The sequence below is a fragment of the Arthrobacter bambusae genome (assembly GCF_022606295.1).
In the GTDB taxonomy this organism is placed as follows: Bacteria; Actinomycetota; Actinomycetes; order Actinomycetales; family Micrococcaceae; genus Arthrobacter; species Arthrobacter bambusae_A.
In genome coordinates, this window is the sequence record NZ_JAHHZS010000014.1 from 1 (window position 1) to 13,163 (window position 13,163).

11 protein-coding genes and 2 tRNA genes are annotated in these 13,163 nt (G+C 63.7%); 11 read left to right on the plus strand and 2 right to left on the minus strand.

What is annotated here, in order from left to right:
• The first annotated feature begins 112 nt into the window (after positions 1 to 112).
• The 7 genes from KNN17_RS11315 (at position 113) to KNN17_RS11345 (ending at position 5,340) form a co-directional block, all read left to right on the plus strand.
• Positions 113 to 186: transfer RNA gene (locus KNN17_RS11315), tRNA-Met, on the plus strand.
• 186 nt (positions 187 to 372) lie between these two features.
• Positions 373 to 446: transfer RNA gene (locus tag KNN17_RS11320), tRNA-Met, on the plus strand.
• 406 nt (positions 447 to 852) lie between these two features.
• Positions 853 to 1,140 carry a hypothetical protein gene (locus tag KNN17_RS11325; protein ID WP_241709150.1) on the plus strand — a complete coding sequence of 96 codons (288 nt, stop codon included), beginning with the start codon at positions 853 to 855 and terminating at the stop codon, positions 1,138 to 1,140.
• Positions 1,141 to 1,361: 221 nt separating this feature from the next.
• Positions 1,362 to 2,129 carry an electron transfer flavoprotein subunit beta/FixA family protein gene (locus tag KNN17_RS11330; protein WP_241709151.1) on the plus strand — a complete coding sequence of 256 codons (768 nt, stop codon included), beginning with the start codon at positions 1,362 to 1,364 and terminating at the stop codon, positions 2,127 to 2,129.
• Positions 2,130 to 2,143: 14 nt separating this feature from the next.
• Complete coding sequence (locus KNN17_RS11335; RefSeq protein WP_241709152.1) at positions 2,144 to 3,115, plus strand: electron transfer flavoprotein subunit alpha/FixB family protein; 972 nt, start codon at positions 2,144 to 2,146, stop codon at positions 3,113 to 3,115.
• Positions 3,116 to 3,205: 90 nt separating this feature from the next.
• Positions 3,206 to 4,138, plus strand: coding sequence for a cytochrome b/b6 domain-containing protein (locus KNN17_RS11340; RefSeq protein ID WP_241709153.1), 933 nt, complete (start codon positions 3,206 to 3,208; stop codon positions 4,136 to 4,138).
• Positions 4,139 to 4,203: 65 nt separating this feature from the next.
• Positions 4,204 to 5,340: an acyl-CoA dehydrogenase family protein gene (locus tag KNN17_RS11345; protein WP_078108352.1), complete on the plus strand. Its 1,137-nt coding sequence runs from the start codon at positions 4,204 to 4,206 to the stop codon at positions 5,338 to 5,340.
• Between the two features lie 67 nt (positions 5,341 to 5,407).
• Here KNN17_RS11345 and KNN17_RS11350 read toward each other — a convergent pair whose 3' ends face one another.
• Both KNN17_RS11350 and KNN17_RS11355 read right to left on the minus strand, forming a co-directional pair.
• A complete protein-coding gene (locus KNN17_RS11350) occupies positions 5,408 to 6,196 on the minus strand; it encodes a PspA/IM30 family protein (protein WP_241709154.1) in 789 nt (262 codons plus the stop codon).
• A gap of 100 nt (positions 6,197 to 6,296) precedes the next feature.
• On the minus strand, positions 6,297 to 8,345 hold the full coding sequence (locus KNN17_RS11355) for a TPM domain-containing protein (RefSeq protein ID WP_241709156.1): 2,049 nt from the start codon (positions 8,343 to 8,345) through the stop codon (positions 6,297 to 6,299).
• A gap of 329 nt (positions 8,346 to 8,674) precedes the next feature.
• Between KNN17_RS11355 and KNN17_RS11360 the strand changes: the two genes are divergently transcribed.
• The 4 genes from KNN17_RS11360 to KNN17_RS11375 all read left to right on the plus strand — a co-directional run bounded on the left by KNN17_RS11360 (position 8,675) and on the right by KNN17_RS11375 (position 13,149).
• Complete coding sequence (locus tag KNN17_RS11360; protein WP_241709159.1) at positions 8,675 to 10,312, plus strand: S1C family serine protease; 1,638 nt, start codon at positions 8,675 to 8,677, stop codon at positions 10,310 to 10,312.
• 283 nt (positions 10,313 to 10,595) lie between these two features.
• Complete coding sequence (locus KNN17_RS11365; RefSeq protein ID WP_078108537.1) at positions 10,596 to 11,396, plus strand: electron transfer flavoprotein subunit beta/FixA family protein; 801 nt, start codon at positions 10,596 to 10,598, stop codon at positions 11,394 to 11,396.
• Between the two features lie 14 nt (positions 11,397 to 11,410).
• Positions 11,411 to 12,364, plus strand: a complete 954-nt coding sequence (locus KNN17_RS11370) for an electron transfer flavoprotein subunit alpha/FixB family protein (protein WP_241709160.1) — start codon at positions 11,411 to 11,413, stop codon at positions 12,362 to 12,364.
• Positions 12,365 to 12,369: 5 nt separating this feature from the next.
• Positions 12,370 to 13,149: a PIG-L deacetylase family protein gene (locus KNN17_RS11375; RefSeq protein WP_241709161.1), complete on the plus strand. Its 780-nt coding sequence runs from the start codon at positions 12,370 to 12,372 to the stop codon at positions 13,147 to 13,149.
• The last annotated feature ends 14 nt before the right edge of the window (positions 13,150 to 13,163 follow it).

A 13,163-nucleotide genomic window follows, 5' to 3' on the forward strand; every position in this document is an offset into this window, starting at 1 on the left:
TAGTGGGTTGGCCCGGTCTTTCTTTTGATCGGGAGGCCGGGGCGAGGGAGACGGAGGTCACGTCGTCTGGATTTGGCCTGACATTCACCTGCGGGTAAAGTAGTTCTTGCGACGCGGGGTGGAGCAGTTCGGTAGCTCGCTGGGCTCATAACCCAGAGGTCACAGGTTCAAATCCTGTCCCCGCAACTGGAGAAAAGATCCGGCACAGTGGAAACACTGTGCCGGATCTTTTTTGTTTTCCGCCGATGTGTGGCTGGGGAGGGCGGAATGGGTAGAGCGCATGCCTGGGACGGCGCCGAGTCCCAACGTGCCGCAGCCCACACCCGGGTGGTCAGAGGTGTCCTTGAATGTGCGGTAGAGTTGATTTTGCGACGCGGGGTGGAGCAGTTCGGTAGCTCGCTGGGCTCATAACCCAGAGGTCACAGGTTCAAATCCTGTCCCCGCAACTAAATAACGAAAGAGTCCGCCCGCCTGGGCGGACTCTTTCGTTTAACTCCTGCTCTTGCGGCTTTCCCGCTTTCCCGGGGGTATGGGACACAGCGTGTGTACTGCCTGGGGACGTCTTGGACACAGTCTTTGACGGCTATGCGGGCCATTCCGGGTGATTCGTTTTTCCACACGTAGAAGCGCTGAGATCCACACTGAGATTGCCGGAAAGTACACTGATTTTGGGCCATTTTGCACGGATTTTGGCCACTTCGCCCCCTGAAAGGCGCAATTTAGGGCTAGTTTCTTGGGCGGGGGATTGTGGCAGTGTTCTCCCGGGTACCGAAGCTTGACGAGTTCCAAGCGGAGCGCCGGGAACAACTCCCGGGGGCGCTCCGCGTTGGCCGGTTCGAGGAGGATCTTTCGATGAAAAAGCTTTTGAAGGTCGTGGGCGCGTCGGCGGATGGAGCGGCTGCGGGCGTCGCACTGGTTTTTGTCCTGTGTATTGCTACCGGCTTGATCGCCATCTTGACAGGTTCGCCCGTCAGTTTGCCCGGATTCCTGGCGGTCGCCGCTGGAAGTGAAAATGGTGCCTTGGCCCTGGAAGCCCGGCCCACGTTTGCCGGATTCGCCGTTGTCGTTGCCTTGACGATGTTGGCCAGGATGATCCAGTTCGCCCGACGCCGGGACCCTGCGACTCCCGCTCCGCGCTGACGATCCAACCCCCTGGAGGCCGCACGCTTGAGGGACTGCGCCTGGGACGCATACCAAAGACGCATACCAAAGACGCATACCAAACCGATGCGGAAAAGCCCGCCTCCCGGAAGAATCACTAGGAGTTCCAAGTATTCCTTCCTTCGCTCCATGGTAAATACTAGGAGTTCCTAGTATTCTCGATTCCAAGCGTCAGCCATTTGCATCGAGGGAGCTGTTGAATGAAGATCGTCGTGCTCGTCAAACAAGTGCCGGATACGGCTGAGGAACGGAAGCTCGACCCGGCAACCGGGCAGCTGGACCGTGAGTCCACCGATTTGGTTGTCGATGAGATCAACGAGCGCGCCCTCGAAACCGCGTTGCGCATCAAAGATACGAACAAGGGCACTGAAGTAGTGGCCATGACCATGGGGCCCGATCAAGCCACCCAGTCGCTGCGCAAGGCCCTTTCCATGGGAGCCGATTCAGGCGTCCATGTCGTGGATGATTCCCTCAGCGGCGCCGATACCGGGCGTACAGCCGCGACCTTGGCGGCAGCGCTGAGGTCCACAGGATTTGACGTGGTGGTGGCCGGGAACGAATCGACGGATGGCCGCGCCGGCGTCGTGCCTGCCATGATTGCCGAACATCTCCAGTTGCCGCTGTTGGGATCGCTGATCTCCGCGGAAATCGCCGACGACGGCGTACGCGGCGTTCGCCAGGGCGAGGGCGGGACTCTCAACGTCCGCGCCGGACTGCCCGCCGTCCTCACGGTGACCGAACGTTTCCCGGAGGCCAGGTTTCCCAACTTCAAGGGCATCCTGACGGCCAAGCGCAAACCCGTGATCACCTTGTCCGTCGCAGATCTCGGCGTCGCGGCGACCCCCAGCCGCAGCGTGGTGATCTCCACCGCTGAACGCCCGCCGCGCGCAGCCGGACGGAAACTCATCGATGACGGGGACGCAGCCAGCGAACTGGCCGAGTTCCTCGTCGCCAACCGACTGGTCTGAGGGAGGGCAAGAAAATGACGAACATCCTGACACTCATTGAAGTTTCCCACCGCGGCGGGATTGCCGCTTCCGCCCGCGGACTGCTGGCTGCCGCAGCGACGCTCGGTTCGCCGGTCGCCGTCGTCGTGTCGGCTGCTCCCTTGGCGGACGACGACGTCGCGCGCCTCGGCGAGCTGGGCGCGGTCAAGGTCTACTCGGCTGTGACCGCTGCCGCCGGCAGTGTCTTGGTGGCACCCGCAGTGGATGCACTGAGCAGGGCCGTCGATGCCTATAGGCCGGCTGCGGTCCTCACCGCGAACTCCGTGGACGGCCGCGAAGCAGCCGCCCGGCTTGCAGTGCGGGTCGGCGGAAGCGTGCTCGCCGACGTGGTGCGCGTGCGCAGCGACAACGGAACCGTTGTCGCCCAACATTCTGTGTTTGGCGGTGCCTACACCGTCGAGTCCGTGGTGGAAGGCGGACTGCCCGTCCTCACCATCAGGCAGGGGGCGATCGAAGGGGAGGCTCCTGCGGCCACGGCAGAAGTGGACACGGTGTCCCTGGAAGCCACGACGGACGCTGCCACTGTCATTGACCAGTTCAACGACGACGTTGCCGTCTCCGTCCGGCCCGAGCTGCGAACTGCCGCCACGGTGGTCTCCGGCGGACGGGGCCTGGGCTCGTCCGAGAACTTCGTGCTGGTCGAACAGCTCGCCGACGCCCTGGGGGCTGCGATCGGTGCGTCACGTGCCGCCGTCGACGCCGGTTACATAGCCCAGACGGCCCAGGTGGGCCAGACCGGCGTGAGTGTGTCCCCGCAGCTGTACATCGCACTGGGAATTTCCGGAGCCATCCAGCACCGCGCAGGCATGCAGACTGCAAAGACCATCGTGGCCATCAACAAAGACGAGGACGCGCCCATTTTCGAGGTGGCCGACTTCGGAATCGTGGGCGATATCTTCACGGTGGTTCCGAAACTCATCGAGGCCGTCAAAGCCCGTTCCAACTGACGGCGTAACAGGCTTTGGCCGCTTCGGTCCAAAGTCTGTTAGCTTGATGCGTCCCTGATTGCGAAGTTCTTCCGAGAGGTGTCTGAGAAGATGTCCACCCCCGCCAAAAAGTCGACAGCAGCCAAGAGCAAATGGTCCCAACCCCTCTGGGTGGTTCCAGGCGTGCTGCTGGCACTTTTGCTCATCGTCTTGTTGGCCAAATGGTTGACGGGCCTGTCGGGTGTGCAGTCGTTCTTGCACGACTTCCCGGGCGCCTCCAGCCTCCCCGGGAACGCTCCTGTGGGTTTCCCGGCATGGCTCGGATGGCAGCACTTCCTGAATGTCTTCTTCATGGTGCTCATCGTTCGATCCGGTTGGCAGGTCCGCACGGCCAAGAGGCCGCCTGCCCAATGGACCCGCAACAACAAAGGATTCATCCGGACCAAGAATGCGCCGACCAAGATCAGCCTGGACCTGTGGTTCCACCTGACCCTGGATGCCCTGTGGGTGCTGAATGGCATCGTCTTCATCATCGTGATTTTTGCTACCGGGCAGTGGATGCGGATCATCCCCACCAGCTGGGATGTCTTCCCGAATGCCGTTTCCGCCGCCCTTCAGTACGCCTCGTTGAACTGGCCCACTGAGGACGGCTGGGTGAACTACAACGCCCTGCAGTTGCTGACCTACTTCGTCACGGTCTTCATCGCCGCCCCGCTTGCCATCATCACCGGCCTGCGCACGTCCTCTGCCTGGCCCAAGAAGGCCGGGACGGTCAACAAGATCTATCCCATCGAGCTTGCCCGGGCGGTGCATTTCCCGGTGATGGTGTACTTCGTGCTCTTCACCATCGTGCACGTCACCTTGGTCCTCGCTACCGGGGCCCTGCGCAACCTGAACCACATGTACGGCGGCAGCGACGATATCAACTGGGTTGGTTTCGGCATTTTCGCCGTATCCCTCTTGGTCATTGTGGGCGCGTGGTTCCTCGCGCGGCCTCTGTTCCTTCGCCCCGTCGCTTCGCTGATGGGCAAAGTCAGCAAGTAAAAGCATCGAATAGCCAGTAGAACCGGACAACCCGGAGAACTGGGAAGAACTGCAAAGGAGTGCCAATGTTTGAGCTCACGGAGGACCAGCGCGCGGTGGTCGAGATGGTGCGCGACTTCGCCACAACGGCCATCGCGCCCCACGCCGCGGAATGGGACGAGACCAAGCATTTCCCTGTGGATGTCCTGCGTGAAGCGGGCACCCTCGGCATGGGCGGCATCTATGTGAGGGAAGAGTTCGGCGGCTCGGGGCTTTCCCGCACGGATGCGGCGCTGATCTTCGAGGAGTTGTCCAAGGCAGACCCCACCATCGCGGCCTACATTTCGATCCACAACATGGTGGTGTGGATGATCGACGCCTTCGGCAACGATGAGCAACGGGCGCAATGGGTGCCGCAGCTTGCATCCATGGAGGCGCTGGGCAGTTACTGCCTCACGGAGCCCGGGGCCGGTTCGGACGCCGCCGCGCTGAGCACCAAAGCAGTGCTCGACGGCGACAGCTACGTTCTCAACGGCACCAAACAATTCATTTCGGGCGCGGGAGTTTCCAGTGTCTACGTGGTCATGGCACGGACTGCGGACACAGGCAGCCAGGGCATCACCGCAATCGTTGTGCCTGCGGACGCGCCGGGACTGTCCTTCGGTCCGAATGAAAAGAAAATGGGATGGAACGCCCAGCCCACCCGGCAGGTCATCTTCGAAAACGTACGCGTCCCCGTGGCGAACAGGCTTGGCGAGGAAGGCACGGGATTCGGCATAGCCATGAAAGGCCTCAACGGAGGCCGGGTCAACATGGGCGCTTGTTCCCTGGGAGGTGGCCAGGCGGCCCTGGAGAAGTCCATCGCCTACCTCAAGTCCCGATCGGCTTTTGGCGGCCCGCTCATCAACCAGCAATCCCTGCTGTTTGATATCGCCGACATGGATACGGAACTCGAAACCGCCAGGACCCTTGTCCTCCGGGCCGCAGACGCCTTGGATCGCGGCGCTCCGGACACCGTCAGGTTATGCGCAATGGCCAAGCGCGTCGCTACGGACGCCGGTTTCAATGTCGCCAACAAGGCCATCCAGCTGCATGGCGGCTACGGCTACTTGTCCGAGTACGGCCTTGAGAAGATTGCCAGGGACCTGCGCGTGCACCAGATCCTGGAAGGCAGCAACGAAATCATGCGACTCATCGTTGGACGGCTCGCTGTCGGGGCATAAGGCGCGCAACAAAAACGAATGGCCGGGCCTCATGGAAACTGGAGGCCCGGCCATTCGTTTGGCTGGACTAGAGCTTGTCGAAGTCTGCTTCGTCCACAGTGTCATCTTCCGGAGCAGCAGCGCCGGCGCCGATCGCGGCCTTTGAACCACCCGACTTCAAGGCGGCCAACCGGGCCTCGATCTCCGTCTGCTCTCCGAGGTCCTCAAGCTGGTTGAATTGTGCGTCCAGGCTGGAGGCGGCCAGCTCCTGCTGGCCGAGGACCTTGGCTTCTTCGCGGCGGATCTTCTCTTCGAAGCGGCCCACCTCGCTGGTGGGATCCATGATGTCGATGCTCTTCAGGGCGTCGTGCACCTGGGTCTGCGCAGCGACCGTCTTGGAGCGGGCAACCAGCTCGTTGCGCTTGCTGGTGAGCTCGTTGAGTTTGCCCTTCATCTGGTCGAGGCCGCTCTTGAGCTTGTCCACGACCTCCGACTGGGAGGCGATGTTGGGCTCGGCCGCCTTGGCCTCGTTCTCGGCCGACATCTGGCGCTGAATGGCCACCTTGGCAAGGTTGTCGAACTTCACTGCGTCGGTTGCGTTGCCTGCCGCGCGGTACTCGTCCGCCTTGCGGGAGGCTGCGAGGGCCTTGTTGCCCCAGTCCTGGGCGTTCTTGATGTCCTCGTTGTAGTCGGCCTGGAGCAGGCGGAGGTTCCCGATGGTCTGCGCCACAGCGGATTCGGCCTCGGCGATGTTGTTCGAGTAGTCGCGGACCATCTGGTCCAGCATCTTCTGGGGGTCCTCAGCCTGGTCGAGCAAGGCATTGATGTTCGCCTTGGCGAGCTGTGCGATCCGCCCGAAAATGGACTGCTTAACCATGGTGTTGCCTTTCGTCCTGCTCAGTGGTGCCCACTGAATCCAGTGATCAGTTCTTGTACCGCTTCTACGTGGGGACCGGCCCCCACCTAGTCTTCGCGAGCTAGAAGCTCCCGTCACCGCCGGAGTCGCCGCCCCAGCCTCCACCGCCGCCGTCGCCGCCGAAGAAGCCTCCGCCGCCACCGCCGTCGCCGCCGAAGAAGCCTCCGCCGCCTCCGCCGTCGTTGTTTCCGCCGCCCCAGCCGCCTCCGCCGCCGTGGAGGATGGAGTTGATGAGGATGCCGCCGAGGATCGCTCCGCCGAGGCCGCCACCATTTCCCCCGCCACCGAACATGCCGCCCCGGCCGTAGCCTTGGTTGGCGAAGCCGCCGAACTGATCGACGTCGGACTGGGCCAGTTGCGCGGCTTGTGCCGCGAGCGCCTGGGCCTGCTGGGCGTACGTCAGCGCCGTCACCGGGTCATTGCTGGAAATGGACAGGGCGTAGTCGAGATTCCGCTGGGCTTCGGCCAAGCGCGTACGGGCTTCGGTGCCGACCCCGCCGCGTCGCGCCGCAATGTAGTCCGAGGTAGCGCTGATCTGCGACTGGGCCGCCATGATGGTCTGCTGGAGCGCGGCCTGTGCACGCCTTGCCTGTTCCTGCTGGTCGCGGATGCCCGAGAGGGACTGGTCCAAGGCCTGGTGGGCCTTCTCCACGCGGTCCAGGGTGGCAATGGGATCGATCTTCCCGCCCTGGATTTCAATCTTGACTTGCGCCAGCGCTGCTTCGACTCCGGCCACCGGACCGGCCAGCTCCGGGTGTTCGCCGGACTGGATCATCGCTTTGGCCTGGGCCAGGTCCTGGCTGGTGTCCGCCACGGCGCCGTCCAGCGAATTCCGGGCTTCGTCGAGGCTGCCAGCGACCTTGGAGATGGCCCCGATCAGCACGTTGGTCTGGTGCAGGCCTTCTTCCGCGGCGCGGACCGCTACCGCGGCAAGGCTGCTCTCGCCGGTGGCAAGCTTTTCCTGTGCCGTGGTGGTCGCATGCCGGACGAAGGCAAGCCGGTCCTTGGCCTGGGTGATGTTGTCGCTCACGTGCCCCAGCGCGCTGTCTGCGTACTTCTCGCGCAAGCCGTCGAGCGATTGCTCCGCGCTGCTGATCTTTGCCTCGGCGTCGTCGGCGCCGGCAGTAACCGTGGCCAAAGCCTGGGGCGCGTTCTTCTCAAGTTCGCGCAGGGAATCGAAATCGGCCTTCTGCTCGCGCAGTGATTCGAGGGCAGCCTCGGAGCGTCGGATGATTTCGCCAATCCAACTGCGCTGCTGCTCCTCGGTGTCCGGGATGTGGTCATCAAGTTGTTGCTGTAGCTTGAAGGATTCTGTCATGTGGTTCTTTGCGTCCAGCAGCGCCTTGGTGAAGTTCCCGACGGCGGCATCGCCGTATTGCGCCTGGGCGAATCCGAGTTCCTGCTCGCTGGACTTGATGGTGTCATCCGCTTCGATGAGCAAGGATCCGGCTTTGCGCCGCAGGTCCGCGATGCTCAGGGAGGCCAGGGGATCGAGCTGTTCTCCCTGCGGTCCGTAACCCGCAGCGGAGGCCGGGCTCTTCTTGCGACGGTTGCGGAAGTACAAGTACGTGCCTACGCCTCCGGCCGCAACCACGGCGGCACCCACGAGCACGGCCGTGCCTGCGCCGGAATTCTGGGTGTCTCCGATGGCCTTGGCGGCATCGATCACGGCTTGGTCGTAGTTTTTCTTGCCCTGGACAAGGTTCGCCAGGACGGCGTTCTTGAGGATGTCGTCACGCTGGGAGTCGGTGATCTTGCTCCCGGGCCCGCGGGTGATGTTCACCTTGCCGTCGTCCGTGGCGATGGCCAGCAAGACGTCCGTGGATCCGAACGACTTCTTCTTTGCCACTGCGTTGCCCCAGTCGCTGGGCGTGCTCGGGTTGGTGAAGGTCTTTTCGGTCACGACATACAGATTGAACTGGTGGTTGTCGTAGAGGGACTTGATGGCGCTTTGAACCGCGCTCTTGTCGCGAAGGACGCCGGCGTCGTCAGTGATGTTCTGGCCGGACGGGATCGTCACCGGGTCGGCAGCCCAGGCTCCAGCGGCCGGGAGGACCAGCACTCCAGCCAAACCGATGACGGCGAGTACACGTTTCACTATTGACCGCATGTGCAACCCTTCAGCACGTCTGCGATTGGTCCGGGCCGGAGCAATCGAAACAGAATGCATCAGCGCCCCCACGCATGGTTGTCGAGCCGCAGGTCGCTGTGGCAATTCCACTTGATACTATGGTGCACCTTTTGGGCCGTCCACAGCGGTAAATATGCCGCCAGCGAAACGGAGAGATCTGCCCTTCTGCAGCGTTGAAGGGCTTGTCGGCGCCATTCGAGGACCCAGGACCGTTCCGATGAGTGCGTTCAGCAAGCTCCCAGCGAACGTCGACTCTTGATCCAGCAAGAGCGACGATAGTTAAGGGGACGAGGAAGAAAGGAAGTCCCATGACGGAGAACCCAGCACAGGGCGCCGCGCCTGAGAACAATGGCCCCGAGAACCATGGTCCTGAGAGCAACGGCAAGGCGGAGGCGGACAAGCAAGCCAATTCCCAGCCTACGGCCCCGCTGCCGGCATACCAGCCGGGTCAGGATTTCACGGCGAAGCCCGAATACCCCGCGCGGCCCGATCACACAGCGCAGGCTCCGGTAGCCCCTGCACCTTGGGCCCACGGGCCGGCCGAAAACCCCACCGAGCAGATCCAGTCCCAGCACAGCGCTCCCCAGAACGGAGCGCCCCAACACGGAGCGCCCCAGCACAGCGCGGCACCGCAGCACCCCTATCCGCAGCACCAGCCCTTCTATGGCGGACCGAACCCTGCGCAGCACTATTCCACGCAGCAGTTCCCGGCCCACCCGGGCGGTCCGGCAGCCGGCCCGAAGCGCAAGCCGGTCTTCGGCGTCGGGACCTTGGTGGCCTGCATCCTGGCAGCGGGCCTTGTGGGCGGAGGCGTCGTGGCGGCCAGCGATCAATTGTTGAGCAGCCGGACCCCGGCGGCGGCCAGCAGCGGCCAAACGGGAACCGTGATTGTCAACAACACGGACAACGTCAACGCCATCACGGCGGCCGCAGCCAAAGCCACGCCAAGCGTCGTGACCATCATGGCTTCGAGCGGAAACCAGGGCGGTACCGGTTCGGGCATCATCCTCGACGACCAGGGCCACATCCTGACCAACACCCACGTCGTGACCCTAGACGGTGCCAGCGCCAATGCCGCCATTGAGGTGCGGCTGAGCGATGGACGTGTCCTCAAGGCGACGGTAGTTGGCACGGACCCGCTTTCGGACCTCGCCATCATCAAGGTGGACAACGCCTCCGGACTCGTCCCGGCCACCCTGGGTGATTCCAGCAAGATCAACGTCGGCGACAACGCCATCGCCATCGGCGCCCCGCTCGGCCTGCCCGGCACGGTCACCGACGGCATCGTCTCCACGCTCAACCGCACCATCAGCGTGGCATCCTCGGCTGTTCCCAACGGCGGCTCCGACAACTCGCAAAACGGCGGCCAGGGCGGATTCCAATTCGCGCCTCCCGGGGGTGGCCAGAGCCAGAGCAGCGCCGGCCAAGGCACCGTTTCGCTCAACGTCATCCAGACCGACGCGCCGATCAACCCCGGCAACTCCGGCGGAGCGCTTGTCAACACCAAGGGCGAGATCATCGGCGTCAACGTGGCTATCGCTTCCGCCGGAAGCAACAGCTCCTCGTCGTCGTCCAGCGGCAACATCGGTGTGGGCTTCAGCATCCCGATCAACAACGCGAAGCGTATTGCACAGGAACTCATCCAGAACGGCAAGGCCACCCACGGGCAGTTCGGCGTCAGCGTGCAGCCCAAGTCGGCCACTGGAAGCAGCTCTGGATTCTCGGTAGGTGCGCAGGTCGCAGCGGTGACAGCGGGTTCCGCCGCTGAGAAGGCCGGGCTCAAGGTGGGCGACGTCGTCACCAAGTTCGCCGGCATGGACATCACCGATCCCGAGCAACTCACCGCGGCTGTCCGTCAGCAGGCGGCAGGTGCAACAGTGAAGGTGACCATCCAGCGCGGCGGCCAGTCACAGGATCTCGACGTGACCCTGGATGCTGCCCCGTAACAGCTGCGCTGTTGCGGCAGATTCCAGCGGGGCAAACAGCCGGCAGTCAACGACGGCGGGCGGCACCACTTGCGGTGCTGCCCGCCGTCGGCGTATGCCCTGTGCTGCTCCGAGCCGGAACGATCCTCGAAACAGGAGTTAATGCGGACAACCGGCGTTGTCCGAGTTGTGGCGCAATATGCTTAGCTAGGACGAGCCCGTACGCTGGGCACTCTTGGCCATGCGCCTAGTTGCTGGCCATTCCCGAGCATGGAAGGCTGCCTCGAACACAGTGGGAGACACATTGAAGATTGTTGTTCTGGTCAAGCACGTCCCGGACGCGCAGTTCGACCGACACCTCACCGGCCCAGGCAACACCACGGACCGCGACGAGAGCATTCTGTCCGAACTGGACGAATATGCGCTTGAAGCTGCGCTGCAGCTCAGCGAGGCCCGCGGAGGCGCGAAGGCCGGCAACGAGGTCATCGCCTTGAGCATGGGTCCCGCCGGCGCCGTGAACGCCATCAAGAAGTCCTTGCAAATCGGCGCCTCCTCAGGAGCGCATTTGAGCGACGACGCCTTGGCGGGCTCCGACGCCGCTGCCACCTCGCTGGCCCTCGCCGCGGCAATCCGGTATCTCGGCGCCGACTCGCCCGTGGACCTCGTCCTGACGGGCATGGCCTCGACCGACGGCGAAACGTCCTTGGTTCCGGCGCAACTCGCCGAGCGGCTCGGACTCCCTCAAGTCACGTTTGCTTCCTCCCTGGAGGTCGACGGCGACCGCGTCCTTGCGCGCCGCGACGGTGACGCCCACGCCGACACCGTGGAGGCAACCTTGCCCGCGCTGGTATCCGTGACGGACCAGATCAACGAGCCGCGATACCCCAACTTCAAGGGCATCCTTGCAGCCAAGAAGAAGAAAATCACGGCACTCACCCTCGCCGATATCGGAGTCGATGCCGCGCAGGTGGGAGCCGCAGGTTCGCTGACCGCCGTCGAGACCGCTGAAGCGCGGCCGCCGCGCACTGCCGGCACCATCATCACCGACGAAGGCGACGCCGGCATCAAGCTGGTTGAGTTCCTGGCCGCCCAGAAGCTGCTCTAAGAGGATTCCGACACATGGCAAAAGCACTTGTATTCATTGACAACCCGGGCGCGGCGCTCAAGAAGAGCAGCCTGGAACTCCTGACGATCGCCCGTTCCCTCGGGGAAGCGGTGGTCGCCGTCAACGGCGAACTGCATGACGACGTCGCCGCCTCCTTGGGGGCGCACGGAGCCTCGGTGATCTACCGTCCGTCCGCCACGGACCTGGACGACTACCTGGTTGCGCCGAAAGCCGCTTATCTTGCCGCGGCAGTCGAGGCAACCGGAGCCGGGATCGTCCTGCTCGAGAATACGGCCGACGGCAAGGAAATCGCGGCCCGTCTGGGCGTGAAGCTCAACGCCGGGGTCATCACCGACGTCGTGGGGGTCGACGCCGACGGCACGGCCCATAAGTCGGTCCTGGCTGGCTCGTACACCACCACGGCCAAGGCGCGGACCGCCGTCGCCGTGCTCACGGTCAAGCCGAACAGTGTTGACGTCGATGCCCCGGCCGCGGCGAACACGCCCGAAGCCGTCACCATCGACGTCCCGGCCGATGCCACCGCGAATGCCGCACGGGTCACCGGGCGGGCGGAAAAGCCGGCCAGTGGCCGTCCCGAGCTCACCGAAGCCCGGATCGTCGTTGCAGGTGGACGCGGGGTCGACGGCGACTTCGGTCCTTTGGAAGAACTGGCCGACGCCCTGGGCGGTGCACTCGGGGCTTCCCGTGCCGCCACGGATGCGGGCTGGATCGGCCATGACTACCAGGTTGGCCAGACCGGCAAAACCGTATCCCCGCAACTCTACATTTCGGCGGGCATTTCGGGAGCGATCCAGCAGAAGGCCGGGATGCAGACCTCCAAGGTCATCGTCGCGATCAACAAGGATGCTGAATCGCCCATCTTCGAAATCGCGGACTTCGGCATCATCGGCGACCTTTTCAAGGTTGTTCCGCAGGCCACCGAAGAGATCAAAAAGCGGAAAGGCTGATCCCTTTGTCTTCTGACGCCACGTCAGCAAAGAGCCCGTTCAACGCCTCCACGGAGCGCGTTGAGCGGGTGCTTTGTTTTACCGCCCACCCGGACGACGTCGACTTCGGCGCGGCCGGCACCATTGCCGCCTGGACCGCTGCCGGCGTCGAGGTCAGCTACTGCGTCATGACCGACGGCGACGCGGGCGGCTTCGATCCTGCCCACCGCGAGGAGATCATTTCCATGCGCGCGGAGGAGCAGGAACAAGCCGCCGCCCTCGTCGGCGTGACGGACGTGCACTACCTTCATGAACGCGATGGATACTTGGAACCGACGCACGCGGTAATCAAGCAAGTGGTGAAGCTGATCCGCGAAATCCGCCCCGACGTCGTCCTCGCCATGCACCCGGAGCGCAACTGGGACAGGATCCAGAAGAGCCATCCGGACCACCTCGCCGTGGGGGAGATCGTGACCCGGGCCGTGTACCCCGCGCTCGAGAACCCCTTTGCCTACCCGGAACTGGCGGAAGCCGGCCTCGAAGCCTACAAGCTGCCATGGCTGTGGCTCTTCGCCGGTCCTGAATCCCGTGAGAACTATTTCGTGGATGTCACCGACCACATCGACGCGAAACTGGCGGCGATCCGGATCCACGCGAGCCAGCACCCCGACCTGGAAGGCATGGAGCGGGCCGTCCGGAGCATGCTCCGGCACAACGCCTCGCGCGCCGGCATGCCGGATGGGCGCAGCGCCGAAGCGTTCCATGTGGTCGAGGTCAACGGTTCCCAAACCATCGCCGGTTTCTGAAATTGCTGATGTGT

Bases quoted from the DNA above. Each gene is read 5' to 3' on its own strand.
- KNN17_RS11370 (WP_241709160.1), top strand. From the start codon at position 11,411: ATGGCAAAAGCACTTGTATTCATTGACAACCCGGGCGCGGCGCTCAAG.
- KNN17_RS11345 (WP_078108352.1), top strand. From the start codon at position 4,204: ATGTTTGAGCTCACGGAGGACCAGCGCGCGGTGGTCGAGATGGTGCGC.
- KNN17_RS11330 (WP_241709151.1), top strand. From the start codon at position 1,362: ATGAAGATCGTCGTGCTCGTCAAACAAGTGCCGGATACGGCTGAGGAA.
- KNN17_RS11340 (WP_241709153.1), top strand. From the start codon at position 3,206: ATGTCCACCCCCGCCAAAAAGTCGACAGCAGCCAAGAGCAAATGGTCC.
- KNN17_RS11350 (WP_241709154.1), bottom strand. From the start codon at position 6,196: ATGGTTAAGCAGTCCATTTTCGGGCGGATCGCACAGCTCGCCAAGGCG.
- KNN17_RS11360 (WP_241709159.1), top strand. From the start codon at position 8,675: ATGACGGAGAACCCAGCACAGGGCGCCGCGCCTGAGAACAATGGCCCC.
- KNN17_RS11335 (WP_241709152.1), top strand. From the start codon at position 2,144: ATGACGAACATCCTGACACTCATTGAAGTTTCCCACCGCGGCGGGATT.
- KNN17_RS11355 (WP_241709156.1), bottom strand. From the start codon at position 8,345: ATGCGGTCAATAGTGAAACGTGTACTCGCCGTCATCGGTTTGGCTGGA.
- KNN17_RS11325 (WP_241709150.1), top strand. From the start codon at position 853: ATGAAAAAGCTTTTGAAGGTCGTGGGCGCGTCGGCGGATGGAGCGGCT.